The organism is Streptomyces sp. NPDC059477 (assembly GCF_042749375.1).
Classification (GTDB): Bacteria; Actinomycetota; Actinomycetes; order Streptomycetales; family Streptomycetaceae; genus Streptomyces.
In genome coordinates, this window is sequence record NZ_JBHYUG010000035.1 from 18,965 (window position 1) to 44,083 (window position 25,119).

A 25,119-nucleotide genomic window follows, 5' to 3' on the forward strand; every position below is an offset into this window, starting at 1 on the left:
TTTTTTATACCCCCCGGGGCGGGTCCGCCCGGTTACTGCGGGGTAGGGCGACGTGCCCGACGGGGGGGGCCGGGCCGGTTCCCGGGGGCGCGCCGCACCACGCGTCGCGCCCTCAGCCCTGACCGCCCTACCCGCGCCCCCGCCAGGACGACTCCCACCCGCCCCGAAAATCCCCCTTCGCACCAAATGCCCGATCCGTGATTCCGCCCTATGGTGCTGTCATGGAGCACGCACTGAGTCCCGCGACCCTTGCCGAGCTGCGCCGCCCGCGCCCCTATCCGGCCGTCTCCGTACTGGCCCCCACCCATCGCCGTGAGCCGGACAACGCCCAGGACCCGGTCCGGCTGCGCAATGTCCTGGCCGAGGCCAAGAAGCAGCTGGAGGCGGATCCGGCGGTCACCCGGGAGCGGCGGGCCGAGGTCGTGACCCAGCTCGACCAGGCGCTCACCGAGATCGATCTGGCGCACTCCGAGGACGGTCTGGTGATCTTCGCGGCGCCGGGCGAGCACCAGGTGTGGTCGCTGGCCCGGACCGTGCCCGAACGTGTCGTGCTCTCGGACACCTTCCTGACCCGCAACCTGGTCTCCGCGCAGGCCGCCGAGCGGCCCTTCTGGGTGCTGTCGGTCGCGGCGGACCGCATCACGCTCTGGAACGGCGGCGGGGGACGCATCCGCGAGGCCCGGACCGGCGGTTTCCCGCTCACCCTGGCGCCGGAGAACTTCGACCCCGAACGGCAGGAGCGCATCGGGGACACCCCGAGCACCTACCGCGACGAGCGCACCCGCGCCTTCCTCCGCGAGGCCGACACCGCGATGGACGTCGTACTGCGCGCCCACCCCAGGCCCCTGTACGTCACCGGGGAGACGACGGCGCTGGCCACGCTGGACGAGGTCGGCGGGGTCGCCAAGGACGCCGTGCACGTCCCGCACGGCGGGCTGGCGCAGGGCACCCCGGAGGCCGTCTGGCAGGCCGTGCGCCCGGCGGTCAAGCACGAGGCCGCCCGCGGCATCGAACGCGTGACCGGCGAACTCGAAGCCGCCCGGGGCCGCAAGGAGTTCGCGGCCGGGGTGGACGAGGTCTGGCAGAACGCCCGCGAGGCGCGCGTGCGGCTGCTCGCCGTGGAGGAGAACTTCCGGGTCACGGTCCGCGACGACGGCGACCACCTGATGCCGGCCCTGAGCGGCGATCTCGACGCCCGCGAGGACATCGTGGACGAGATCGTGGAGAAGTGCCTGGAGACGGGGGCGGCCGTCCGCTTCGTACCGGACGGCACGCTGGGCGACGCCCAGGGCATCGCGGGCGTCCTGCGCTACTGAACAGGACAGCGGCCCGGCGCCCCGCGATCTACGCTGGCCGAAAGTCTTCGGCCACGAAGGGGTGGGTACGTGGGTGAGCTGGGCGTTGCCGTGCTGGGTGCCGGGCATATGGGTGCCGACCACATTCGGCGGCTCGGGCGGGTGGTGAGCGGGGCGCGGGTCGTCGCCGTGGCCGATCCCGACGGCGCGCGGGCCGAGCGGGCGGTCGCCGGACTGGCCGGTGTGGCGCTGCACACGGAGGCGGCGGCGGCACTGGACACGCCGGGGGTCGGGGCCGTGGTCGTCGCCTCCCCCGATGTCCTGCACGAATCCGCGCTGCTCGCCGCGCTGGAACGGCGGCTTCCGGTGCTGTGCGAGAAGCCGATGGTGCCGGACCCGGCGGGCGCGCTGCGGGTGCTGGAGGCGGAGGCCGCGGTCGGGCGGCGGCTGATCCAGATCGGGTTCATGCGGCGCTACGACGCCGAGTACCGCCGGCTCAAGGAGGTGCTGGACGCCGGGCGGCTGGGCCGGCCGCTGATGCTGCACTGCGTGCACCGCAATGTCTCCTCGCCGCCCGGTTTCACCTCCGCGATGCTCATCAGCAGCTCGGTGTCGCACGAGATCGACGCGGCGCGCTGGCTGCTCGGGCAGGAGATCACCGCCGTGACGGCGCTGCGGCCCGCGGTGTCCGGGCTGGCGCCCGAGGGGCTCCAGGACCCGCAGTTCCTGCTGTTCGAGACCGCACTGGGCACGCTCGTGGACGTGGAGATCTTCGTCAACTGCCGCTTCGGCTACCAGGTGCGCTGCGAGGCCGTGTGCGAGGCGGGCAGCGCGCGTATCGGTGCGGGGCACGGCATGGTCGTGACCCATGACGGCGAGGCACGCGAGGACGTCCCGCAGGACTTCGTCGTACGGTTCGCCGACGCCTACGACGCCGAACTGCGGGCGTGGGTGGACGCCGTGCGGGACGGGCGGGTGACCGGCCCGAGCGCGTGGGACGGCTACGCCGCCACGGCGGTCGCCGAGGCGGGGGTGCGGGCGCTGGAGAGCGGCGTCCGTACGGCGGTGGAACTGGCGCCGCGCCCGCGGCTGTACGCGGACGTCTGACGTCTGACGCCCGCCGAGCCGCTCACCCATGTCACCACCTCGCCCGCGTCACCCGCCTCACACGTCTGATCCCGCGTGTGCCGCCCGCAGCAGCCCGCGTACGTCGTCCAGGGAGACCGGCCGCGGATTGGCGAAGGGCGACTGGGCGAGGACGAGTTCGGCGACGCGGTCGATGTCGTCCGCCGCCATGCCCAGGTCGGCGAGCGAGCGGGGCGCGCCGAGGTCGCGCGCCAGTTCCTGGAGGGCCGTCGGCGGGTACCAGGTGTTCAGGGCCCGTTTGAGCGGCTCCAGCCGGTCCCGGGCGGCCTCCTCGTTGAAGGCCAGCACATAGGGCAGGACGACGGTGTGGGTCTCGGCGTGCGGCAGGTCGAGGGCGCCGCCGAGCGTGTGGCACAGCTTGTGGTGCAGGGACATCGTGGTGACGCCGAGACAGGACCCGCACAGCCAGGCGCCGTACAGGGCGTCGCCGCGCGCCACCCGGTCGCCCGGCGCCCTGACGATCTCCGGCAGGGCGGCCACCAGACGTCGTACTCCGTCCTCGGCCAGGAGTGCCACGTAGGGGGAGGTGTCGGGGGCGTACAGGGCCTCCACGGCGTGCGCGATGGCGTTCATGGCGCTGGCGACGGAGGTCCGGGCGGGCAGGGTGAGGGTGAGGTCGGGGTCGTAGAGGACCGCGCGGGGCAGGACCGCGGGATTTTTGCCGGTGGTCTTGCGGCCCCCTTCGGTCAGGCCCCAGACCGGGGTCATCTCCGAGCCCGCGTAGCTCGTCGGGACGGCGACGTAGGGCAGGCCGGGGTCCAGTGCGAGCGCCTTGGCCAGGCCGGTGGTCGAGCCGCCCCCGACGGCCACGCAGCCGTCGGCCGCGAGTTCCCGGGCCACCGCGCGGGCACGGTCCGCCACGGCCACGGGGACATGCATCCGCGCCTCGGTGAACTGTCCCGCGCAGCGCGCCCCGAGCAGGTCGGCGGCCGTCGCGGCGAGCGCGACCCGGCCCGGCGTGGACAGCACCAGCAGCCGCCGCAGGCCCAGCTCGGCCGCGAGCCGGGGCAGCGTGTCCAGCACTCCGGCGCCGAACCCGACCCGCGTGGGCGGTGGCTGGTAGTCAAACGCGAACACGTCACGTCGGGCATCATCAGGGCCCATACGGACCTCCTTCGGTGGGGTACGGGGAACGCGGAGCGCGGACTTGAGAATCTTCCCAGCCGCGTTGCGCGGCAGGGCGCCGGCGATGGCTGTACAGCACATTCTCGACCTCGGCCGGACAGACGTTCTCGCCGCCGGCGATGAACATGCCCTTCACCCGGTCGACGGTGTACGTGTACCCCTCGTCGTCGGCGACGGCCACGTCACCGGAGCGGAACCACCCGGGCGCCGCCCCGGAACCCGCTCGTACCGCGCGCCGCCGAGCGGGGCTTCGAGCACGGCCGGGACATGAGCCGGGGCAACGCGGGGGACTATCACCACGCCGAACTGGAGCGGTCCCGGTTCCTCGACCCCGGGCGGGGGCGCGAGCAGGGCCCGGAGGCGCACGGGCGCTCCGTCCCGGCGGCCTGCTGACAGGGATCCAGGGAGACATGATGACCAGGGACGACAACACGCGGGGCACCGCACCGGGCGACGCCACACCGGTCGCCGAGGTCATGGCGCCCGAGGAGATCACCTCGGCCGTCGTGGCGAGCTTCGCCGGCACCCCGGCGCCCCGGCTGCGGGTGCTGCTGGAGCGCCTGGTGCACCATCTGCACGCCTACGCCGCGGAGGTGGGCCTCACCCAGGAGGAGTGGTACGCCGGGATCCGCTTCCTGACCGACGCCGGTCGTCTCACCACCGAGGAGCGGCAGGAGTTCATCCTGCTCTCCGACACGCTCGGGCTCTCCATGTTCGTCGACGCCCTCAACCACGAGCAGGGCGGCGCGACCACGGAGTCCACCGTGCTCGGCCCGTTCTGGGCGGCGGGCGCACCGCTGCGCCCCTACGGTGCCTCCCTGGCCGAGCGTCCGGCCGGGCCGCCCGCCTGGGTACACGGACGGGTACTGGACACCGCGGGCGCCCCGGTCCCCGGCGCGGTGCTCGACGTCTGGCAGAACGGCGACGACCGGCTCTACGCCGTGCAGGACCCCGGGGCGCCCGAACACCATCTGCGGGGCCGCTTCCGCACCCGCGAGGACGGCGGCTACGCGTTTCTCGCGGTGCGGCCGACGGCGTACCCGATCCCGGACGACGGGCCGGTCGGGCGGATGCTGAGCGCCACCGGACGCCATCCGTGGCGGCCCGCGCACATCCATCTCAGGGTGGACGCGCCCGGCCACCAGTCGCTGACCACGCACATCTTCGACGCGGACAGCGAGTACCTCGACTCGGACACGGTCTTCGCGGTCAAGCCGTCACTGATCCGTACGTTCGTGCCCCGCGACGCCACCGACCCCGACCGGCCCCCGGGGGTGGACGGCGCCTGGTTCTCGGTGGAGAACGACCTCGTACTGTCCCCGTCCCCGTCGCGGCGGCGGGCCGAACGACCCACGCCCTGAGCCCGGTCGCCTTCCCGGCCCTCCCTCCTCAGGGCTGCTCGGTCAGCTCGTGCAGGCAGCGCTCCACCATCGGCCCCAGGTCCTCCGCTCCGGGGGCCACGACGGCGTACGTACGCACCAGGAACCGGCGCAGCGGTGCCGTGTCGAACTGGAGCAGGGCCAATCCGTACGGCGAATGGAATTCGAGGACCGTGCGCGCCCGGCCGCTGGGCCAGATGTGCACGTCCCCCCACCCGGCCGGGCCGTCCAGACCGTCCGCGAGCAGGGACCGGGCGAAGGTCCAGGTGACGTCCTCACCGGCCAGGGTGACCTCCGGCGGGAAGGCCACGTGCACGGCCAGTGGGTCGGTGGAGACATAGCGCAGGGTGGCGGGGACCGGGACATCCTCCTCGCCGGTGATCAGGCGGGCGCGGGCGGGCTGTTCGAGGGTGATCTCCATGGGCGTCTCCCCTGCGCTGTGAGGTCGTCCGGATTCCCGGTGTTGTTACGACCCCGCAGACCCCGTTCACATGACGTCTCAACCATGATCAACTTATGTGACGTGCATCACATTCAAGGGGCCGCAGGGCCAGAGCGCGCAAGGCCTCACACATAGCGCCATCCGACGGTCCGTCAAGTCGCGTACGGCCTCTACGCCCCGCCCGGCCCGGCGCTGTAGGCCGAAGGCGCAGGACAGCCCACCTGTGAAGACGGTGGCATATGCCAGAAGCACCACCGTATCGTGTGTTGCCAAATCCCTTACGGGGCGTCGCGGGCTGTGCAACAGTCATAGCGGTCCCCTCGACAGCCCTCGTCGTACCTCTCCCGTTCCCGGCTCCGCTCGAACGGGAGACCCCTTCCCCTCGGAGTGCGTCATGCCGTCCCCTCTCTCAGCGGACCGCCCTGCCGCCCAGCCGCCCGGACGCGGCCCGGTCGAAGCGCTGATAACACAGACCCGACGCCTCAAGGGCGATGTGGACGCCGTACGACGGGACACCTCACGCGACGACTGCGAACCGCGCCAGCGCTGGCAGCGCGCGCTCTACGACCTGGCGCTGCATCAACTCGAAGACCTGGACGAGCACTTGGCACAACTGCGCGACGGCCCCCGCCCGGCGGCTCGCGCGCGACGACCCGAGCCGCCCGCCCCCGACCCCGCCCCCCGCCCTGGCTCGCTGCTCAGCCGGGTCGGCAGCGCGGAGTGGAATCTGCTGACGGACGAGGCCAACTGGTCCGCCGAGTTGTACGCGATCCTGGGCCGCGACCCCGCCGTTCCCCCGCTCACCCTCGACGAACTGCCCTCCCTCGTCCACGAGGAGGACCGGCCCCGGCTCACCTCGATGGTGACGGACTGTCTGGTCGACGCCAGGCGGATCGACGGCGAGTTCCGGGTGCTGCGCCCCGACGGCCTGCTCCGGACCGTGCACATGATGGGCGAGCCCGTGCTCGACGCGGACGGCAGCACCGCCTCCATGTGGGCCGTGCTGCGCGATGTCAGCGCACTGCGCCGCAGCCAGGCCGCCGTGAGCGAGACCCATGACTCGCTGCGCCGCCACCGGCAGCGGGCGCACTCCGAGCACCGGCCCGCGGTCGAGTCGCGGGAGTCCGTGTCGCTGGCGTGGCGCGGCTCCCTGCGACTCCCGCGGCCCAGCGCCGGCCTCGACCTCGCGGCCCGTGCGCTGCCCGCCTCGCCCACCGGACTGACCGGCGGCGACTGGTACGACGTACTCGAACTGCCGGACGGCGACACCCTGCTGACCGTCGGCGAACTGACCGGACGCGGGCTCGCGGTGACCTCGGACGTGGCGATGGTGCTCGGCGCGATGCGCGGCATGGCGATGGTCGGGACCGAGCCCGGCCAACTGCTCTCGCTGCTCAACCAGTTGCTCGACAACAGCGCCCAGCCGGCCCTCGGCAGCGCCATCTGCTGCCGCTACCGGCCGGGGAGCCGGACGCTGCGCTGGGCGCGCGCCGGACACCCCGCCCCGCTGCTGTTCCGCGACGGGACGGGGGGCCGACTGAGCGCACCGGACGGGGTGCTGCTGGGCGCGACCTCGGGTGCCGAGTACGGCGAGACCGAGACGACCCTCGCACCGGGTGATCTGCTGCTGTTCCACACCGACGGACTGGTGCCCGCCCGGGGCCACTCCTACGGGGAGAGCCCGCTCCTCGACCTGGCCCCACGGCTGTCCGGGGCACGGACGGCACAGGACGGCCTGGACACGGTGGCGGCTGAATTCGGCGGGACCGAGCGCGAGGACGACGCCTGCGTGCTCATCGCCAGGGTGGCGTTGTAATTGTAGGGAAAGCGGGCGGGGGCCCGCCCACGACGTGTCCGTTCACGCCGGGGTGCTGTTCCCGCCTCTCCCCTTCACCTTGCTCAGAGCCGACTTGATCTCCTCCCGGAGTTGGCTGACCTTCTGGTTGTCGGAGTACTGGGCGGTGAGCCGGTACATCTGGTGCATCCGGTCCCAGGTGCGGTGCGACGAGTTGGTGCCCATCGAGCGCAGGGCCTCGGACGCGTGATCGGCGCCCCGATCGGGGTCGTTCGCGATGAAGCACGCGGACGCCATCGAGAGATAGTCGAAGATCTTCGACCGCTCCCGCCCGTCGTTCCTGAGGGCGAGCGCCTTCTCCGCGTAGTGCTGTGCCTGTGTGGCGGCGGCCGGATCGAACTCCGCGAGACTGCGGTAGGACAGGGCCTGCATCCCGTACAGATCCTCGTCCTTGAAGGTCTTCATCCAGCTCGGTGTCTCCTCGTCGCTCTTGGCGACGAACAGATCCTCGGCCTGTCCCAGGGTGCGGCGCATGGCCTGGCCCTTGCCCATCGACGCCTGTGCCCACGCCTCGATGGTGTGGAACATGGACCGGGTGCGGGGCAGCATCTGCTCGCCCGCGCCCGCCTGGGCGAGTTTCATCAGGTCCAGCGCCTCGTCGGGCCGGCCCAGATGGACCATCTGGCGGGCCGCCCTGGAGAGCGCCTCGCCGGCCCGGGGCCGGTCACCGCCCTCGCGGGCGGCATGGGCGGCGATCACGAAGTACTTCTGGGCCGTGGGTTCCAGGCCCACGTCGTGCGACATCCAGCCCGCCAGGGCGGCGAGGTCGGCGGCCACGCACCACAGGCGTCGTTGGAGATGCGGAGGGTGCTGGTAGGCGAGCATGCCGCCCACTTCGTTGAGCTGGCCCACGACCGCCTTGCGTTGCAGCCCGCCCCCGCGGGCCGCGTCCCACTCCCGGAACACTTCGACCGAAAGCTCCAGTTCCTCGATCTCCTGCGATCCGATGGGGGCGGCCTCGTAGCGGTCGTACCCAGCGGGGTCGGCGTGCAGGGGGTTGTCGAGTACGGGAGCGTCGGGGGTCAGGGCCGGATCTGAGTGCAGCCAGTCGTGCATGGCGCTGCTGAGTGCGGATCCCGCGGCGAGCACGGCGCCCGCGCCCACCAGACCGCGTCGGTTGAGCATGAGGTCCATTCCCGTGAAATCGATGAGGAACGCGGCCGTCCGTCCGGGCGCCCAGGACAGCTCGCCGGGATGTTCCGCACTCCCGTCGCCCTGTCGTTTCCCCACGCGCCCGTGCCGGACCAGACCGAGGTCCTCGATGGTCACGACACGGCCGAGACGCTCGGTGAACAACGCCGCCAGCACCCTCGGTACGGGATCGCGCGGGATCTCTCCCATGTCGATCCAGCGCCGTACCCGTGAGGTGTCGGTCGACAGCTGGGGGTGGCCCATGGCCGCCGCCTGCCGGTTGACCAGCCTCGCGAGTTCGCCTTTGGACCAGCCGACCAGGCCGAACAGGTCCGCCAGGCGGGTATTGGGTTGTCCGCTCACGTCAAGCCCCCAGGTTCTCGGCTGAGTTGACATTAGCCCGGTGAGAGTTGCCTAGCGACTATTCGCCAGGGTTCGCCAGGGTGCGCCAGATGGTGTGCCACGGGACGCCGGGTGTCAGGTAGGAAAGCGCCACCCCGACCCGGCGGCCGTACCGGTACCACGGTGCACTCCCCAGGGTGTACCAGGTCAGCCGGGCCGGGTGGCGTCAAGACGTCGCAGGCACACGAAGGGATCTGTCTCGCCTATGTACGCAGCATCGTCCTCCGTGTCCGCACCACCCCGGCCGCTCCGTTCGCGTCCCCAGGTGCCGGTCCCCGCCCGTTCCGGCGAGGCCCCCCTGTCGGGCGTCGGCGGCCCGTATCTGGCCCCCGCGCGAACGGCCGGCGCCCTGCTCGGCGCGGGCCGCAACCGGCGCGCGGGACTCGGCAGCCAACCGCTCAGCGGGAGACTCGACTTGTCCGGCCCCCAGGGCGCCCAGCTGCGGACGGCGATCGCGTCGGTGCACCGGATCTGCCCGGAGTTCGCGCCGGTGCAGGTATTGCGCCGCAGCAGCCGCTCCGTTCTCCTCGTCGGCACGACGGGCCGCAGTACGGCCGTCGCGAAGTGTCTGCTGGACCAGTCCCCCGCGTGGGCCGAGCGGATCCGCCACGAGATAGCGGCGTACCGCTCGTTCGTCCGGCACCGCCCCCCTGTGCGGGTGCCGAGGCTGATCGCGGCGGACCCGGACAACTGCACCCTGGTCATCGAGCGGATGCCGGGCCGGGCCGCGGCCCTGCACCGCCACCCCGCCGAGGCGCCGCCGCGCGGAGACATCCGGGCCGCGCTCGGCGCGATCTGCCGGCTCAACGCCTGGCGTCCCCCGGCGGGCACCTTCGACGCCCCGCTGGACTACGCGGCGCGTATCTCCCGCTTCCACGAACTGGGGCTGCTCACCGACCGGGACCTCGGCGATCTCCAGAAGCTGCTGCACGGCATCGCGGCGACCGCGGGCCGCCAGGGCATGGGCCAGTTCTGCCACGGGGACGCGCTGCTGTCCAACATTCTGCTGTCCCCGGCCGGTCCGGTGCTGGTGGACTGGGAGCACGCGGGCTGGTATCTGCCGGGCTACGACCTGGCCACCCTGTGGTCGGTGCTCGGCGACGCCCCGATGGCCCGGCGGCACATCAGCCAGATCGCCCAGTCCGCGGGGCTCGCCTCCCGGGACGCGTTCCTGGTCAATCTGATGCTGGTGCTGACCCGGGAGATCCGTACGTACGAGACGGCCGTGCAGCGTTCGATGCGCGAGCCGGCCCCGGTCGGGGTACCGGGCCAGCAGGGCGCCGTGCCCTCCGGTGAGGAACAGCGCCTGCTGCTGCGGCGGCTGCACGACGACTGTCAGATGGCCCGCCGGGCGGTCCGCGCGGCGGTCGGCACCCGCTGAGGGCCCGCCGGAGCCCCGGCGTGCGCCCCGCACGCGGACGGAACGCGCGCCCACGGCGCGGACGCCATGAGGGCGGATGTCATGAGGAGTGGCCGCACCTGGCTCCCGGCGGGGAGGGAGCGGCCTGGATTGGCCGGGGCGGAGCGCCCCGAGCGGACGGGCGAGGAGGGGGCGGAGCGCGCCTCCTCGGGCTGCCAGGAGCGGCCCGATCGGATGGGGGTGTGCGGCCCCCGCCGACAGGGCCGAGCGATCTCGATCAGGTGGGGAAGAACGACCCCGATGGACCGGGCGGAGAGCCCCGAGCGGACGGAGAAGCGCGGCCCCGCAGACAGGACCCGCCCACTCCGCTCGGACAGGAAGAGGCGGCCTCGTTCGGACAAGGAAGTGCGGTCCCGATCGGAAGGGGGCCGTGTGGCCCGTGGTGTGCCCGGCAGGGGGCGGCGCATCGCGGGCCTTGGTGTGCCGGGGTGCCTGATGGACACCGGGGCGGTCATCGGGGTACGGCGGTGCCGTGCCGCTGATGGTGCGCCGACGGGCGCGAAACTCCCGGCGACCTGCGTTGACACGGTATGACCGGCTTTCCTGGGCATGATTGACGGACCGTCGGGGACGGACCGCCACGGTCACCTCCGGCGCCGTACGGCTCGTCGCGCTCGTCCGTCCCAGGAGGCCGCCTTGCGTCACCCCGACACCGCCGTCCAGCGGGCCGTGCGCCCCGGAACCGTCCGCCGGGCCGCCGGTGCGCTGGCCACCTCGGCGCTGCTGCTCCCCCTGCTGGGCGCCGCCCCGTCCACGGCCGGGCCCGCCGACGCCGGACTCCAGCGGGCGTTCGCCGCCGCTGCCGCCGAGTACGGGGTGCCGCAGAGCGTGCTGCTGGGGGTGTCGTACCTCCAGTCCCGCTGGGACGGGCACGGCGGTGCGCCGAGCGTGAGCGGCGGCTACGGTCCGATGCACCTCACCGACGCCCGTACCGCCCTGGCGAGCGCACCGCACCACAGCGAGGGCACCGAGGACCCGCGCGGGGACAGCGCCCGCCCTGCCCTGCTGCCGGTGGCGAAGCCGCCGCTGGACGCGGAGCTGCCCGCCCGGCTCACCACCCTGCGCCGGGCGGCCGGGCTGACCGGGCTGAGCACCGAGCGGCTGCGCACCGACCCGGCGGCGAACGTGGCGGGCGGCGCGGCGCTGCTGGCCGACGCGCAGCGGGAGCTGGGCGCCCCGGCGAGCGAGGATCCGGCGCGGTGGTACGGGGCGGTGGCCCGTTTCTCGGGCGCGGACGACTCGGCGACGGCGGCGGCGTACGCGAACGACGTGTTCGCGGTGATCCGCTCCGGCGAGCGGCGGCTGACGGACTCCGGTCAGCGGGTGGCGCTGGCCGCGCGGCCGGGGCTGGCGCCGGACACCGCGCAGTTGCGCGGGGCGGGGCTGCGGATGGCGGAGGCGGATGGCACGGAGTGCCCGGCGAGGGTGGCGTGCGAGTGGATCCCGGCGCCGTACGAGCGGTTCGGTGACGGTGACTACGGCAATCACGACGTGGGCGGGCGGCCGGGGTCGCAGCGCATCGAGTACATCGTCGTCCATGACACGGAGGGCCGCTGGGAGGGGGTGCTGGACATGGTCCAGGACCCGGCGTACGTCTCCTGGAACTACTCCCTGCGGTCGACGGACGGCCATGTCGCCCAGCATGTGAAGGCGCGGGACGTGGCCTGGCACGCGGGGAACTGGTACATCAACTCCACCTCGATCGGTCTGGAGCACGAGGGCTTTCTCGCCTCGCCGGACGCCTGGTACACGGAGGCGATGTACCGCGCGTCGGCGCGGCTGGTGCGCTATCTCTCGGACATGTACGGCATCCCGCTGGACCGGCAGCACATTCTGGGCCATGACAATGTGCCGGGCCCGACGGCGGCGTCGGTCGGCGGTATGCACACGGATCCCGGCCCGTACTGGGACTGGGCGCACTACTTCGAGCTGCTGGGCCGCCCCTTCGAGGCCGCCGCGACGGCGGACGCGGGCCTGGTGACGATCCTGCCGGAGTACGCGGCGCACCGGCCCGCGTTCACGGGCTGTGTCACCAAGGGTGAGGCGTGCGCGGTGCACGGGTCGAGCGCGGTGCGGCTGCGGACGGGGCCCGGCGCGGCGTATCCGCTGGTGAAGGACGTCGGTCTGCGGCCCGGCGGGGAGGCGTCCACGATCGATGTGAACGACATCGGGTCGCGGGTCTCCACCGGCCAGCAGTACGCGGTGGCGGGGCGGGACGGGGAGTGGACGGCGATCTGGTACCTGGGGCAGAAGGCGTGGTTCCACAACCCGGCGAAGGCGCCGGTGGCCGTCCCGGCGACGGGGGAGGTGATCACGCCCCGGGCCGGGCTCGCCTCCGTGCCCGTGTACGGCAGGGCGTATCCGGAGGTGTCGGCCTATCCGGCCGGGATCCCCGCGCAGCAGGTGACCGCGCTGCCGTACGCCTTGGCGGCGGGCCAGGAGTATGTCGTCGGGGGTGAGGTGCGGGGCGCGTACTACTACGCGGTCACGTTCGACTCGGCCGGGCATCGGGTGGTGACCGGGGAGGATCGGTACTACGAGATCCAGTTCGGTCACCGGGTGGCGTATGTGAAGACGTCGGACGTGACGCTGCGAGCGTTGTCGTAGCCGGGGGCCGGGGCCTCAGCTCTGTTGGAAAAGCTCCGCCGGGAGGGGCTTGAGCAGAGCGTAGAGGTCGTCGGTGATGGGGCGGTCCCAGGCGGCGATGGTGACGAGGACGCCGTCGCTGCGGTCGAACTGGACGCAGGAGATGCGGCTCTCGGAGAGTTTGACGCGGCGCACGATCAGCAGGTTGTCGCCCTGCATCACCGGTACGTCCTCGGTGCCGGTGACGGTGACCTCCTCCTCGTTCTCCAGCGCGATCAGCAGTTGTCCGACCTCGAAGGGGACCTGGCCGTCGGCCACCTCGCGGGCCGGGGAGCCGTCGGGGAGATTGCCGATGATCATCGCGGGGCCACGGCCGCCGAACAGGTCGTAGCGCAGGAAGACTCCCTGGCAGCTGCCGTCGGGCGCGGGCAGCAGGCCGGCGCCCAGATTGCCGGGCCAGTCGCCGGGGTCCATGGCCAGTACGTCGAATTCGGGCCCGGCGGGAGAGGCGCTGCGGCGGCGGAGGAACGACATGCGGTCAATGGTACGTGGCGGGTGGCCGGCGGTGGGAATTTGGGGGTGGGGTCGGGGGGGGGGGTCGGGTGTTCGGTTGTTTGCGCGGTTCCCCACGTCCCTTGAGGGCGTTGTGCTCCGGCGCGATGGAAGTGGTGGGGCTATGGCTTTGGGGGGATCACCGCGATGGGGCTGGGGGCGTGCAGGAGTACCGCTTGGGTTACTGAGCCCAGCATGGGGGCGGGGGCGGTGAGGCGACGGCGGTGGCGGCCCACGACGGTCAGGGTGGCGTTCTTCGCGGCGGCGACGATGTTGCCGGCCGCGTCGCCGGGGACGGCGTAGGTGTCGGACCGGACGTCGGGGTGGTGCTCGCGGTGGGGGGCGAGGATGGCTTCGGCCAGGTCGCGGGTCTCCGACGCGATGGCTTCCTCGTCCAGGGCCGGTGGGACCAGTGCCGCCGGAGTGGTCCAGACCTGGATGGGCCAGGAGTAGGAGGCGACCGCGTGGACGCGGGCCCCGCGGTGGGCCGCCTCGGTGAAGGCGAAGTCGAGGAGGGCGTCGTCGGGGCTGTCGACCTTGATGCCGACGACCACGCGGGGGCCGGGCTCGACCTCGGGGGCGTCGTCGACCTCGCGGCCGGGGCGGGGCACCACGACGACCGGGCATCCGGCGTCGCGGGCGACGGCGATGCCGTTGGAGCCGAGCAGCAGGCTGGCGAAGCCGCCGCGGCCCCGGGAGCCGAGGACGATCAGCTGGGCGGTGTCGCCGAGTTCGGGCAGGACCGCCCCGACCGCGCCGTCGATCCCGAGGTACTCCGTCTCCGGTACGTCGGTGAGCTTGGCGAGGTGGGCGCGTACGTCGTCGAGCACGGGGTCCTCGACGGGGCCGGGCGGCAGGACCACCGGGGCGCCGGGCTGGGTCCACGCCGCGTACTGCCGCACATGGACCACCCGGAGGGGCGCACCGCGCCCCCGGGCGGTGTCCACGGCCCAGTCCAGGGCCCGCAGACTGTCCTCGGATCCGTCGACCGCCGCGATCACCGGCAGTTCGCTCATGGTCCTCACCTCCGGAGTACGACCTTCCGTTCCCTGGACCGTATCGGTCGGAAACGGTCCAGGACGGTTCGATGGTCGCATGCCGGGAATTCGGGGCGCCCAGCGGGGTCTAGGTGAGGTCGAACTCCCCTTCCCGTGCTCCTGACACGAACGCCCCCCACTCCGCCGGGGTGAAGATCAGGGAGGGGCTCTCCGGGCGGTCGCTGTTGCGCATCGCGATGAAGCCTTCGACGAAGGCGATCTGGACATCCCCCCGCCCCCGGCTGCTGGAGTGCCACTCCGCGTTGCTCAGGTCCAGGTCCGGCTTGTCCCAGCCCGTGAGCGGCTTGTGCTGGGTGGTGGTCTCGGCCACGTCCGTGCTCCTCCCGCTTTCGTCGTCCGCGGCCAGCCTAGCGATCGTGTCCCGGGGCCGACAGGCCACATGAGAGGACTCTCCCCGACGGCCTCAGGAGTCCGGTGGCTGGTCGCCGACCAGCCACCTGGCGAAGAACTGGGAGCCATCTCCGTACCGGTGTCCGAACGTGGCGTGGTGTTTGAACGGGCGGTGGCTCACGGACGTATGGGTGGGGGCAGGCCGGTCCCCCGTACGGAAGGAACACCGGGTGTCGCTCTTCACTCGCCCTCGTCAGGAAACGGACGGGGAGGGCGGCGGGGCAGGTGGTGGTCCGGCCGGCGGGTTCGGCCGGCGGGGCCGCTGTCCCCGTACGGCACGTGGTGTCGGCGTCGGGACGACGGTGCTGGCGGGGCTGCTGCTCTTCGGCGCGCTGGTGCTGCCCAATCGGGTCGAGCGGCTGTCGGTGGGGGCGTTCGCGCGGCTTCCGGCGGAGGGAATTCTGCTCGCGGGGCTGTTGCTGGCGCTTCCGGCGCGGGCTCGACGGATCGCGGCGGTGGTCTCGGGGGTGCTGCTCGGGCTGGTCACGGTGCTGAAGTTCGTCGACATGGGGTTCTATCAGGTGCTGGCCCGGCCGTTCGATCCGGTCCTGGACTGGGTCCTGCTGGACGACGCGACGGACTTTCTGCGGGAGTCGTTCGGCCGGGGCGGGCAGGTGCTCGCCGTCACGGGGGTGCTGGTGCTGTTCGCCGCGCTGCTGGTGTCGATGACGCTCGCCATGGTGCGGGTGACGCGGCTGATGGCCCGGCACCGGCACACGGCCACCCGGACCACGGTGGTCCTGGGCATCGCGTGGATCATCTGCGTCACGCTGGGCGTGCAGCTCGCGGGCGTCCCGGTGGCCACGAAGGGGAACGCGGAGTTCCTGGGGAACCGGGTGGCGCAGGTGCGGGCGGGGCTGCGGGACGCGGAGGTGTTCGAGCAGCAGGCCGCGGTGGACGCGTTCGCGGAGGTCCCGCCGCAGGAGTTGCTGACCGGGCTGCGCGGCAAGGACGTGCTGTTCACGTTCGTCGAGAGTTATGGGCGTACGGCGATCGAGGATCCGGCGATGGCCGAGCGGGTCGGGGGCGTGCTGGACGAGGGGACACGGTCGCTGGCGGCGGCGGGGTTCGCGGCGCGCAGCGGCTGGCTGCGGTCGCCGGTGACCGGGGCCGGGAGCTGGCTCGCGCACTCCACCTTTCTGTCCGGGCTGTGGATCGACAACCAGCAGCGGTACCGGTCCCTGACGACCAGCGACCGGGCGACCCTGACGAGCTACTTCCGGGAGAGCGGCGAGTGGCGCACGGTCGGGATCGTGCCGGGGGTGCGGCGGGCCTGGCCGGAGGGGGAGTTCTTCGGGCTCGATCACATCTATGACTCCGAGCGGCTCGGGTATCGCGGCCCGTACTTCAGCTGGACGCCTGTGCCGGACCAGTTCAGCATGGAGGCGTTCGAGCGGCTGGAGCACGGGCGGGGCGACCGGCGGCCGGTGATGGCGGAGATCATCCTCGCCTCCAGCCACAGCCCCTGGGCGCCGCAGGCTCCCGTGCTCGACTGGGCCGACCTCGGCGACGGCTCGGTCTTCCACCAGGTCAAGAAGGAGGGCGCGGACCCCGAGGAGGTGTGGAAGGACCCCGGCCGGGTGCGCGCCGAGTACGCCAAGGCCGTGGCGTACTCGCTGACCACGCTCGTCCAGTGGCTCGAACGCTACGGCGACGAGAACAGCGTGATGGTCTTCCTCGGCGACCACCAGCCGGTGCCGACGGTCACGTCGGGCAGCACCAGCAAGGATGTGCCGGTCACGGTCGTCGCCAAGGACGAGAAGGTCCTCGACCGGATCGCCGGCTGGGGCTGGACGGCGGGGCTGAAGCCGGGCGCCGACGCCCCGGTGTGGCGGATGGATGAGTTCCGGGACCGGTTCATGACGGCGTACGGGGGGTGATGTCGGCGGCGGGCCACAGGGTGGGGCGAGGTGACTGACGGTGTCTCACCCGCGTGCCCGGCCTCGCAGCGACGCCAGGACCAGGCGGCCGTACCGCGTCGTCAGGACCGCCGCCGTTGTCGCGAAGGCCAGCCCGAGGGCCAGGAGCAGGTGCCAGGGGTTCCCGTCGCCCAGGACCTGGAGGATGGACAGGGCGGTGCCCAGGGGCAGGCCGAGGATGGTCAGGATGCCGAGTGCGCCCGCGATCTGCTGGCTCTCGCGGGTCTGCACCAGACGGCCGTAGTCGGCGGCCTCGGCGAGGATGTCGGTGAACAGGCTGGGGAGGCGATGCTGGGTGTGGAAGGCGCGCAGCACACCGGCGGCGGGGCCGTGGACGGTCTGGTGGGGGCGCCAGTACGCGCTGCGGAACACGGCGATGTCGTCCTCCAGGGCCGCCAACCGCCGGGCGAGGCCGGGGCCGGTGTCGAAGACCGTGGAGAGCTGGTCGCCCAGGGCGTTGAGGTGGTCGCGCTGGATCATGCCCAGGAGGAGGGTGTCCAGGTGGACGGAGCGGATGTGGGCCTGGGCGAAGGCGTAGAAGTCGCTGTCGCCCCGGTCGGCCCGGTGGCCGAGGAACGCGGTGCCGTGCGGGCCGACCAGCGCGCTCCAGTCGGCGGAGAGGCGGATGGCTTCCTGGGCCAGGCGTTCGCGCCGCTGTGGGGTGGGCGGGTTGTCCCGTTCGGCGGATCGTGCGGCGAGTGCGCCGAGCCAGGTGTGGGCGGTGGCGGGGAGTTCGCCGTCGGCCCGCCGCAGGACGGAGGGATGGCTGTCGTCCGGTGTGAAGAACGCGATGGTGTAGGGGCGGGCTATCGCGAAGGGCTCCGCCGGCGGGGTCGTGTCGGCCGCCGCTGCGAACAGGGTCGCCGGGGACAGGGGGCCGGTCAGGGGGTCGGGCAGGGCGCCGGGGCGGTGGCCGATGGCACGCAGTACCTCCAGCAGGGCGGGGCCGGTGACGTCGAAGTGCAGGACGCCCAGGGCTCGGTGGGGGGCGGCCGGGCGGGCCGTGCCCAGCAGTTCCAGGCCGATGAGGGTCAGGGGGCCGTCGGTCACCGTCGTCGTGCGGTGCCAGCGGCGGCCGTGCAGTGCGCGGGCCACCGCCGGGGCGAAGTACTGCCGCCGCCACTCGGCGTCCCGTGCCCGCTCCCCCACCGCGAACGGCAACGGGCCGCGGGCCCAGTCCGGTTCGCCGTGCAGCAGGACCGGCAGCACCACGGACACGCTCTGCCGTACGCCGGTTGCCGTGGAAAGGCCGTTGGTGGAGGGGTCGTCGGAGGAACGGCCGTCGGAGGAACGGCCGTCGCTGGAGCGGTCGTCGGAGGAGCGGTCGTCGGTCAACGGGTGAACCGGTCCCGCAACTCGCGCTTGAGGATCTTGCCGCTGGCGTTGCGGGGCAGCCGGTCCACGAAGAAGACCCGCTTCGGCGCCTTGAAGGGGGCCAGGCGTGCGCGGGTGTGGGCGATCAGGTCGGCCTCCGACACCTCGCCGCGCGCGACGACCACCGCGGTGATCGCCTCGATCCAGCGCGGGTCGGGCAGCCCGATGACAGCGGCCTCGGCGACCGCCTCATGGGTGTACAGGGCGTCCTCGACCTGGCGTGAGGCGACCACGACCCCGCCGGAGTTGATGACGTCCTTCACCCGGTCGACGATCGTGAAGTAGCCGTCGGCGTCCCGGACGGCCAGGTCCCCGGAGCGGAACCAGCCGTCCCGGAAGGCGTCCGCGGTCTCCTCGGGCTTGCCCCAGTAGCCCTCGCACAGCTGCGGTGAGCGGTAGACGATCTCGCCCGGGGTGCCGTCGGGCACGTCCTCGCCGTTCTCGTCCACCACCCGCGCGTCCACGAAGAGCACCGGACGGCCGCAGGAGTCCATCCGGCCCTCGTGCTCGTCGGGGCCGAGCACGGTGGCCAGCGGGCCGATCTCGCTCTGCCCGAAGCAGTTGTAGAAGGCCAGCTCCGGCAGCCGCTCCCGGAGCCGTTCGAGTACCGGCACGGGCATGATCGACGCCCCGTAGTACGCCTTGCGCAGTCCGGTCAGGTCCCGGGTGGTGAAGTCCGGGCGCTGTGACAGGGCGATCCATACCGTGGGTGGGGCGAACAGGCTGTCCGCCCGGCCCTGTTCGATCAGTTCGAAGATACGGTCGCCGTCCGGCGCGTCCAGGATGGTGTTGGTCGCGCCGACCGCGAGATAGGGCAGCAGGAAGACATGCGTCTGGGCCGAGTGGTAGAGCGGCAGCGAGTGCACGGGGAGGTCTCCGGCGCTCAGGTCCAGCGCGGTGATGGCGCTCAGGTACTCGTGGACCAGGGCGCGGTGGGTCATCATCGCGCCCTTGGGGAGCGCGGTGGTGCCGGAGGTGTAGAGCAGTTGCACCAAGTCCTCGGAGCGGGCCTCGGGGCCGTCGTACGGGGCTGTCCGGGGCAGCGTCGCGAGGAGCGAGCCGTCGGTGTCCCGCAGGGGGAGGGATCGGGTGCCCGCGGGCAGCCGGTCCGTCAGGGCGGGGTCGGTCAGGACCAGGGAGGCACCGGACTGGGCGAGGAGGTAGGCGAGGTCGTCGCCGGTCAGGTTCTGGTTGACCGGGACGTGGACGAGGCGGGCGCGGGCGCAGGCGAGGAAGGCGATGAGGTAGGCGTCGGAGTTGTGGGCGTAGGCGGCGACGCGGGCGCCTGCGGCGAGGCCCTGGGCCAGCAGGATGGTCGCCGCGCGGGACACGGCGTCGTCCAGGTCCCGGTAGGTCCAGGTGCGGTCGGCGTATTCGACGGCTACTCGGGTGGGGGTGCGGTGGGCGCTGCGGCGCAGCATGCCGTCGACCGTGCTGTGGGTGCTGCGGCGGGGCACGCCGTCGACCGTGCTGTCGTGTCCGGGCGTCGTCGTCATGACGGTTGATCCTCTGCTGGGGGCGGGGCGAGGTCAAGGGGCGGGAGGCTTGGTGGGCGGGTGCGGGTTCGGTGGGGGCTGGTCGCGCAGTTCCCCGCGCCCCTGGGGGGTTGGGGTGGGGGCCTCTTCGAGGTCGCCGCGACCCCTCAGGGGGGTTGGGGTGAGCGCTTCCTCAAGGTCGCCGCGACCCCTCAGGGGGGTTGGGGTGAGCGCTTCCTCAAGGTCGCCGCGACCCCTCAGGGGGGTTGGGTGAGCGCTTCCTCAAGGTCGCCGCGACCCCTCAGGGGGGTTGGGGTGGGCGCTTCCTCAAGGTCGCCGCGACCCCCCTCAGGGGGGTTGGGGTGGGCGCTTCTTCGAGGTCGCCGCGGCTCTCAGGGGGTTGGGGGCCGTGTTCCTTTCACTCGAACGGCGGGCCGGGCGTGCCTCGTGGGGGGCGCTGCGGCAAGGGTGGGTGAGCAGGGGGGGCGGACGGGACGGGAAGGCGGCGGGGTTCATGGAGCTGGTGGGGTTCCGGGGCGGCTATCCGGTGCCGGAGAGCGCGGCGGACTCGTTCGACCGGGTGGACGCGCGGCGGGCGGTGGAGGCGTACCGCTTCTTCTATCCGGTGGTGTCGATGGAGGGGATCCTGCGCGGCACCCGGGCGGTGGGGGCGGCGGACAACACGGTCGCGCCGCTGCTGCTGCCCCACCCGCACCACGTGGGTTTCACCCTCGGTTCCGACGCCCCCTGTCTGGGCGCGGCCCTGGATCTGGGGCGCAGCGGACCGCTGGTGATCGAGGTGCCGCCGGGCCCGCTGGCCGGGCTGGTCGACGACCACTACCACCGCTGGCTGGTCGATCTCGGGCTGTCCGGCCGGAACGGGGCGCGCGGTGGCCGGGTGCTGCTGCTGCCCCCGGGGCACGGGCGGCACGTGCCGGACGCCGAGCGGTACGAGGTGGTGCGCAGTGACACCTGGCATGTGCTGTGCGTGCTGCGGGCCCTGCCCCTGGACGGCGATGTGGCGCGGGCCAACGCGCTGCTCGCGTCCGTGCGGGTGTATCCGCTGGTCCGTCGGGACGATCCGCCCCGGTTCGTGGTCGTGAACCGGGACGACACCGCGATGGACACCACCCCGCTGGCGTGGGAGGAAAACCTGGAGTACTGGCGGGTCCTGCACCGGGTGATCGACACCGAGCCGCCGGTCGGGGAACTGCGGCCGATGCTGGGGCTGCTGGCCGAGCTGGGCATCGAGGCGGGGCGGCGGTTCGCGCCGGAGGCCCGGATGGAGCGGATCCTGACGGAGGCCGCGCGGCAGGGCCGGGACGAGCTGCTGATGTCGGCGTTCGCGTCCCGGCGCCCGGACCGGATGGTGTGGCCCGACCGGGCCTGGGAGTGGGCGGGACTGCGGCCGGAGAACGGCACGTTCGAGCGGCCGGGCTCGCTGGACATGGAGGCGAGGGACCGCTGGTTCGCACAGGCGATCCTGGCCTCCCCGGCGATGTTCCGGCGGGAGCCGGGCGCCGGGTCGCTGTACTGGCTGGGTGTGCGCGACGGCGACGGGGAGTATCTCGACGGCGGCCGGACCTACCGGCTGCGGGTGCCGCTGCCGGTGCCGCGGACCCTGTTCTGGTCGGTCACCGTCTATGACGCGGCCACCCGCTCCGAGATCGCCGCCGATCAGGGTCAGGCCTCCCTGCGCTCGCTCTTCGACGACCTGGAGCCGGCCGGAGCCGGTCATGTCGACCTGTACATCGGGCCGGCCGCGCCCGCCCGGACCACCGGGCGCTGGATCCAGACGGTGCCCGGCCGGGGCTGGTTCGCGTACTTCCGGATCTACGGGCCCACGGGGCCGGCCTTCGACGGGGCGTGGCGTCCTGGCGACTTCGAGGCGGTGGACCGAGCCGGGCGCGCCCGGCTTGCCCCCGGCAATTGCGCGGGCGGATGACCCGACGTCGGCCTTTTCGCCGGGCGGTCCTTCTCCGGCCGGCCACCCGGCCAAACGATTCCGGCATGTCGTATACGGGGACCAGTCAAAACCAGCCGCTCACCTCTCCCCCACCCCTCCTGACCAGGGGCTCCGGCACCGGGTGTCTGATCAGGCAAGAGACACTGCCCGAACGGGCTGCGAAAGCGCTTACCTGTGACCGGGTTCACGATGCGGCCTGCCCGAATCCTTTCCTTAAGCGTCCGGTAAATCAAAGGAGCGTAAAAGGACACCCGCACGGCGCATCAAGAGAGTAAGCAGGAGTCGACGGCAAGCCGGAAGTTGACAACGTTAGTACTCGCGGATAGCATTTCTTTCCGTTCAGAATACCTATTTCAATTCGGCGTTCTCCCGGCAAACTCGCGGATGACCCGAATCATAGTCGGCAGCAATGCGTCCGAATCATTCTGTCCGTCGGACCATCGACCACCTCGTGGTCGTACGGTGTGCTCACCCTGCCTTCCCCTGGGAAGACAGCCGGCCGCACAGCCGTTCCGCCCACGTTCATGGGGGCGACATCACCGCCGGACTGCGGCGCACCGGGCTTCTCCGGGCCGAGGTGACCGGCTCGTGACGGAATGGGCGGGACAGCGCGCGACCACTCGGAGAAACAATCTAGGGGGCAGCTGCGATGCACCTTTTCGGCCGTTCGAGAGAACTTCAGGCCCTGAGCGAAGCGTTCACGGAGAGCGTGCGAGGGCACGGACGGCTCGTGATCATCACCGGCGGCGCCGGATCCGGCAAGACACAGCTGGTTCATGAATTCCTGACGGGTCTGAGCAGCACCGACGCAAGAATACTCACAGGTACGGCGGAGACCGTCGAACGAGATCTTCCGATGAGCCTGGTTCGGCAATTACTGCACACTGTCGAGACGGAGTGCGGCATATCACACCTGGAATGCGGGATATCACACACGTCCTCCTTCATGGTGTACCCGGACTTCACGGCGCCCCCGGACTTCACCCTGCGCCCGGCCGGGAAATGCGGCCCGCCGGCGGAACCCGGCCGGCGCCGCCGCTCCACCCCTGCGGAGGTCGCGCAGGGGCTGCTGCGCCTCACCGACGACGGGCGTCCCCTGGTCCTCGTCGTGGACGACGCCGACGCCCTGGACCATGACTCGCTGCACACGATCGTGCAGTTGCTGCGCCGCAGCCGCTCCCGGCCGGTGCTCGCCGTCTGCGCCACCTCGGGGCACTTCGGCGAACTGCGGTCCCGGACCTACCCGGAACTGCTGCGCCAGCCCCACCAACGGCTGCGGGTGTCCCCCCTGTCGGAGGCGAGCGTGGGGGAACTGCTCGCCCGGCAGGCGGGCCACCCCGTCCCGCCGAGTGTGCGCACCGCCTACCACCGGGCCACCGCGGGCAGTCCGTTGCTGGTGCACGCCCTGCTGGACGACAGCACCCGCTTCGGGCCCGAGATCGGCCGGCCCGTCGCCGGTACGGCCTACCGCCAGGCCGTGCTGTCGCTGCTGCACCACGGCGACGCCGACCAGATCGCGGTGGCCCGTGCCCTGGCCGCGCTCGGACCGCGGGCCGCCGGTGTCCCGCTCGTCGAGCTGACCGGCGCGCCCCCGGCCTGTGTGCAGGACACGGTCGACCTGCTCAACTCCGCCGGGCTGCTGGACGGTCATGTCTTCCGGCACCCGGCCGCCGCCGCGGCGGTCCTGGAGGACATGGACACCGCCGCGCGCACCGACCTGCACAGCCGCGTCGCCCACCTGCTGTACCGTTCCGGCACCTCTGCCGAGGACGTGGCCCCGCAGCTGCGCGCCGCCGGTCTCGTCCCCGCGAGCTGGGGCCCGAGGGTGCTGCGTGCCGCCGCTGACCAGGCGCTGGCCGCCGATGACGTGGAGCGCTGCACCGCCTATCTGGGCCTGCTGCTGCGCGACTGCGCCGACGTACGGGAACGGCATGCCCTGTCGGTGGCTCTCGCCGGTGCGCAGTGGCGCACCGACCCGGCTGCGGCCGGTCCGCATCTGGAGCCGCTGCGCGACGCCGCGCTCGACGGTTCCCTGAGCATGCGGGACACCGCGGCCGTACTGCGTCATCTGCTGTGGCAGGGGGACACGGAGCTGGCCGCCCGCGCCGTGGCGAGCCTGGTGCGGGTCCAGTCGCCGGCCGATGCGCAGATCGTGGCGGAGGTGGAGTTCGTACGGCAGTGGTTCTACGGGGTGGCGCTGCCCGGGAAGTATGCCTCGGCGTCCGGACCGGCCGCGCGGTGCCGTTCGTACGCCGAGGCCGGTGGGCTGGCCGCCCGGGTGGCGGATCTGATCGGCGGGGAGGCCACCGACGAGTCGGCGGCGGCGGTCGCCCAGGCCCTCCAGGGGCATCAGCTCGATCATCTCAATCTGGAACTGGTCGCGATGTCGCTGCTGGCGGTCGCGCACGCGGACCGGCCCGCCGTCGCCGCCGAGGCGTGCGAGGGGCTGCTGGAGTGCGCCGCCGAGCGCCGGGCGACGACCTGGCAGGCCCTGCTCGGCAGCATCCGTGCGGAGATCGCCCTGCTCCAGGGCGACATGGTCGCCGCGCGGGAAGGGGCGCTCGCCGCGCTCGGCACGCTGCGCGCGCAGAGCTGGGGCGTGCTCATCGGTCTGCCGCTGTCGACGGCGATCTCCGCGCACACGGCCATGGGTTCCTACGCCGACGCGCAGGAGCTGCTCAAGCACGAGGTGCCGGAATCGATGTTCCGTACGGTGTTCGGCATCCAGTATCTGCGGGCCCGCGGCCATCACTACATCGCCACCGACCAGCCGTTCGCCGCGCTCAGCGACTTCGAGACCTGCGGGCGGCTGCTGCGGGAGGGCAACCCCAGTCTCCAGAAGGGGATTCCGTGGCGGTCCGACCTGGCCCTGGCCAATCTGCGCATCGGCAAGGTGCGGTCGGCGCGGGAATGGGCGGAGCAGCAGCTCCAGTTGCCCGGCGGGCACAGCTCTCGGGCCCGTGCGATGGCCCTGCGGCTGCTGGCGGCGACCTGCAAGCCGCATCGCCGGGCGGCTCTGCTGCACGAGTCCATCGATCTGCTCAAGACCTGCGGGGACCGCTACGCGCTGGCCCAGGCGTGCGCCGATCTGTCGGCGGCGCACTACGAGCTGGGTGACTACGCCCGTGCCCGGCTGGTGGCGCAGGAGGCGGACCGGGAGGCCGCGGCCTGCCGGATCGAGTCGCCGGTCGACGCGCATCTGCTGGCGGATCCGGGCCAGAGGGACGACCCGTCCGGCCCGGCGATCCTCAGCGACGCGGAGTGCCGGGTCGCCGGGCTCGCCGCGCTCGGGTACACCAACCGGGAGATCAGCGCCCGGCTCCATGTCACCGTCAGCACGGTGGAACAGCATCTGACCCGGGTCTACCGCAAGCTCAACGTGGCCAGCCGCTCGGAGCTGCCCACGCAGATGCTGGAGCAACGGATCCCGAAACTGTCGGACCACTGGGCGCGTACGCACTCACCGGCGGGGTGAGGGGGCGCTCACGGGGGTGAAGGACGGTCTGGGGTCGGGGCACTTGTGAGGTGTCCCGACCCCTTGCTGTGTGTGTGTGGGGGGGTCGCGCGCGGGGGGGCGCAGACCGGTTGCCGTCAAGCCGGGTGA

Annotated in this window: 19 protein-coding genes; 10 read left to right on the forward strand and 9 right to left on the reverse strand. The window is 72.5% G+C overall.

Features of this window, described 5'->3' with window-relative positions; translation table 11 throughout:
* Positions 1–221: 221 nt before the first annotated feature.
* Positions 222–1,316 (forward strand): chemotaxis protein, encoded by a 1,095-nt coding sequence (locus ACFXAZ_RS19275; protein WP_384592220.1) that lies wholly within the window; start codon positions 222–224, stop codon positions 1,314–1,316.
* Positions 1,317–1,385: 69 nt separating this feature from the next.
* On the forward strand, positions 1,386–2,402 hold the full coding sequence (locus ACFXAZ_RS19280; protein ID WP_384592223.1) for a Gfo/Idh/MocA family protein: 1,017 nt from the start codon (positions 1,386–1,388) through the stop codon (positions 2,400–2,402).
* Positions 2,403–2,459: 57 nt separating this feature from the next.
* Here ACFXAZ_RS19280 and ACFXAZ_RS19285 read toward each other — a convergent pair whose 3' ends face one another.
* Together ACFXAZ_RS19285 and ACFXAZ_RS19290 are read right to left on the reverse strand one after the other, a co-directional pair.
* Positions 2,460–3,545, reverse strand: coding sequence for a maleylacetate reductase (locus ACFXAZ_RS19285; protein WP_384592226.1), 1,086 nt, complete (start codon positions 3,543–3,545; stop codon positions 2,460–2,462).
* Complete coding sequence (locus tag ACFXAZ_RS19290) at positions 3,535–3,747, reverse strand: hypothetical protein (RefSeq protein ID WP_384592229.1); 213 nt, start codon at positions 3,745–3,747, stop codon at positions 3,535–3,537. The genes ACFXAZ_RS19285 and ACFXAZ_RS19290 overlap by 11 nt, the downstream gene beginning before the upstream one ends.
* An 86-nt stretch (positions 3,748–3,833) precedes the next feature.
* On the opposite strand from ACFXAZ_RS19290, the gene ACFXAZ_RS19295 reads away from it, so the two are divergent.
* Together ACFXAZ_RS19295 and ACFXAZ_RS19300 are read left to right on the forward strand one after the other, a co-directional pair.
* Positions 3,834–3,959 (forward strand): hypothetical protein, encoded by a 126-nt coding sequence (locus ACFXAZ_RS19295; protein ID WP_384592230.1) that lies wholly within the window; start codon positions 3,834–3,836, stop codon positions 3,957–3,959.
* Between the two features lie 17 nt (positions 3,960–3,976).
* Positions 3,977–4,927 carry a dioxygenase gene (locus tag ACFXAZ_RS19300; RefSeq protein WP_384592233.1) on the forward strand — a complete coding sequence of 317 codons (951 nt, stop codon included), beginning with the start codon at positions 3,977–3,979 and terminating at the stop codon, positions 4,925–4,927.
* 28 nt (positions 4,928–4,955) lie between these two features.
* Here the strand turns inward: ACFXAZ_RS19300 and ACFXAZ_RS19305 are convergent, their stop codons facing one another.
* Positions 4,956–5,366: an SsgA family sporulation/cell division regulator gene (locus tag ACFXAZ_RS19305; RefSeq protein ID WP_384592236.1), complete on the reverse strand. Its 411-nt coding sequence runs from the start codon at positions 5,364–5,366 to the stop codon at positions 4,956–4,958.
* A gap of 415 nt (positions 5,367–5,781) precedes the next feature.
* Between ACFXAZ_RS19305 and ACFXAZ_RS19310 the strand changes: the two genes are divergently transcribed.
* Positions 5,782–7,203, forward strand: coding sequence for a PP2C family protein-serine/threonine phosphatase (locus ACFXAZ_RS19310; RefSeq protein WP_384592239.1), 1,422 nt, complete (start codon positions 5,782–5,784; stop codon positions 7,201–7,203).
* Positions 7,204–7,245: 42 nt separating this feature from the next.
* Here ACFXAZ_RS19310 and ACFXAZ_RS19315 read toward each other — a convergent pair whose 3' ends face one another.
* A complete protein-coding gene (locus ACFXAZ_RS19315) occupies positions 7,246–8,736 on the reverse strand; it encodes a hypothetical protein (protein ID WP_384592242.1) in 1,491 nt (496 codons plus the stop codon).
* A gap of 244 nt (positions 8,737–8,980) precedes the next feature.
* On the opposite strand from ACFXAZ_RS19315, the gene ACFXAZ_RS19320 reads away from it, so the two are divergent.
* Together ACFXAZ_RS19320 and ACFXAZ_RS19325 are read left to right on the forward strand one after the other, a co-directional pair.
* A complete protein-coding gene (locus tag ACFXAZ_RS19320) occupies positions 8,981–10,156 on the forward strand; it encodes an aminoglycoside phosphotransferase family protein (protein WP_384592245.1) in 1,176 nt (391 codons plus the stop codon).
* A gap of 675 nt (positions 10,157–10,831) precedes the next feature.
* The gene (locus ACFXAZ_RS19325) at positions 10,832–12,802 is read left to right on the forward strand and encodes an N-acetylmuramoyl-L-alanine amidase (protein WP_384592248.1); all 1,971 of its coding nucleotides are present in this window, start codon (positions 10,832–10,834) and stop codon (positions 12,800–12,802) included.
* A gap of 15 nt (positions 12,803–12,817) precedes the next feature.
* On the opposite strand, the gene ACFXAZ_RS19330 is transcribed toward ACFXAZ_RS19325, so the two are convergent.
* The 3 genes from ACFXAZ_RS19330 to ACFXAZ_RS19340 all read right to left on the reverse strand — a co-directional run bounded on the left by ACFXAZ_RS19330 (position 12,818) and on the right by ACFXAZ_RS19340 (position 14,701).
* A complete protein-coding gene (locus tag ACFXAZ_RS19330; protein ID WP_384592251.1) occupies positions 12,818–13,315 on the reverse strand; it encodes a hypothetical protein in 498 nt (165 codons plus the stop codon).
* Positions 13,316–13,455: 140 nt separating this feature from the next.
* Positions 13,456–14,349 carry a universal stress protein gene (locus ACFXAZ_RS19335; protein ID WP_384592254.1) on the reverse strand — a complete coding sequence of 298 codons (894 nt, stop codon included), beginning with the start codon at positions 14,347–14,349 and terminating at the stop codon, positions 13,456–13,458.
* 109 nt (positions 14,350–14,458) lie between these two features.
* A complete protein-coding gene (locus ACFXAZ_RS19340; protein ID WP_384592257.1) occupies positions 14,459–14,701 on the reverse strand; it encodes a DUF397 domain-containing protein in 243 nt (80 codons plus the stop codon).
* A gap of 250 nt (positions 14,702–14,951) precedes the next feature.
* On the opposite strand from ACFXAZ_RS19340, the gene ACFXAZ_RS19345 reads away from it, so the two are divergent.
* Positions 14,952–16,661: a sulfatase gene (locus tag ACFXAZ_RS19345; protein WP_384592261.1), complete on the forward strand. Its 1,710-nt coding sequence runs from the start codon at positions 14,952–14,954 to the stop codon at positions 16,659–16,661.
* A 45-nt stretch (positions 16,662–16,706) separates the two neighbouring features.
* Here ACFXAZ_RS19345 and ACFXAZ_RS19350 read toward each other — a convergent pair whose 3' ends face one another.
* Positions 16,707–18,035 (reverse strand): hypothetical protein, encoded by a 1,329-nt coding sequence (locus ACFXAZ_RS19350; RefSeq protein ID WP_384592265.1) that lies wholly within the window; start codon positions 18,033–18,035, stop codon positions 16,707–16,709.
* Positions 18,032–19,570: a fatty acyl-CoA synthetase gene (locus tag ACFXAZ_RS19355; protein WP_384592268.1), complete on the reverse strand. Its 1,539-nt coding sequence runs from the start codon at positions 19,568–19,570 to the stop codon at positions 18,032–18,034. The genes ACFXAZ_RS19350 and ACFXAZ_RS19355 overlap by 4 nt, the downstream gene beginning before the upstream one ends.
* Before the next feature lie 493 nt (positions 19,571–20,063).
* Between ACFXAZ_RS19355 and ACFXAZ_RS19360 the strand changes: the two genes are divergently transcribed.
* Positions 20,064–21,494, forward strand: coding sequence for a DUF1214 domain-containing protein (locus ACFXAZ_RS19360; protein ID WP_384592271.1), 1,431 nt, complete (start codon positions 20,064–20,066; stop codon positions 21,492–21,494).
* Positions 21,495–22,164: 670 nt separating this feature from the next.
* Complete coding sequence (locus ACFXAZ_RS19365) at positions 22,165–24,990, forward strand: AAA family ATPase (RefSeq protein WP_384592274.1); 2,826 nt, start codon at positions 22,165–22,167, stop codon at positions 24,988–24,990.
* Positions 24,991–25,119: the final 129 nt, after the last annotated feature.

What these genes read in the sequence shown, in the direction of transcription:
- ACFXAZ_RS19295 (WP_384592230.1), top strand. Translation starts at nt 3,834, where the DNA reads ATGAGCCGGGGCAACGCGGGGGACTATCACCACGCCGAACTGGAGCGG.
- ACFXAZ_RS19355 (WP_384592268.1), bottom strand. Translation starts at nt 19,570, where the DNA reads ATGACGACGACGCCCGGACACGACAGCACGGTCGACGGCGTGCCCCGC.
- ACFXAZ_RS19335 (WP_384592254.1), bottom strand. Translation starts at nt 14,349, where the DNA reads ATGAGCGAACTGCCGGTGATCGCGGCGGTCGACGGATCCGAGGACAGT.
- ACFXAZ_RS19300 (WP_384592233.1), top strand. Translation starts at nt 3,977, where the DNA reads ATGATGACCAGGGACGACAACACGCGGGGCACCGCACCGGGCGACGCC.
- ACFXAZ_RS19330 (WP_384592251.1), bottom strand. Translation starts at nt 13,315, where the DNA reads ATGTCGTTCCTCCGCCGCCGCAGCGCCTCTCCCGCCGGGCCCGAATTC.
- ACFXAZ_RS19305 (WP_384592236.1), bottom strand. Translation starts at nt 5,366, where the DNA reads ATGGAGATCACCCTCGAACAGCCCGCCCGCGCCCGCCTGATCACCGGC.
- ACFXAZ_RS19310 (WP_384592239.1), top strand. Translation starts at nt 5,782, where the DNA reads ATGCCGTCCCCTCTCTCAGCGGACCGCCCTGCCGCCCAGCCGCCCGGA.
- ACFXAZ_RS19365 (WP_384592274.1), top strand. Translation starts at nt 22,165, where the DNA reads ATGCACCTTTTCGGCCGTTCGAGAGAACTTCAGGCCCTGAGCGAAGCG.
- ACFXAZ_RS19285 (WP_384592226.1), bottom strand. Translation starts at nt 3,545, where the DNA reads ATGGGCCCTGATGATGCCCGACGTGACGTGTTCGCGTTTGACTACCAG.
- ACFXAZ_RS19275 (WP_384592220.1), top strand. Translation starts at nt 222, where the DNA reads ATGGAGCACGCACTGAGTCCCGCGACCCTTGCCGAGCTGCGCCGCCCG.
- ACFXAZ_RS19320 (WP_384592245.1), top strand. Translation starts at nt 8,981, where the DNA reads ATGTACGCAGCATCGTCCTCCGTGTCCGCACCACCCCGGCCGCTCCGT.
- ACFXAZ_RS19360 (WP_384592271.1), top strand. Translation starts at nt 20,064, where the DNA reads ATGGAGCTGGTGGGGTTCCGGGGCGGCTATCCGGTGCCGGAGAGCGCG.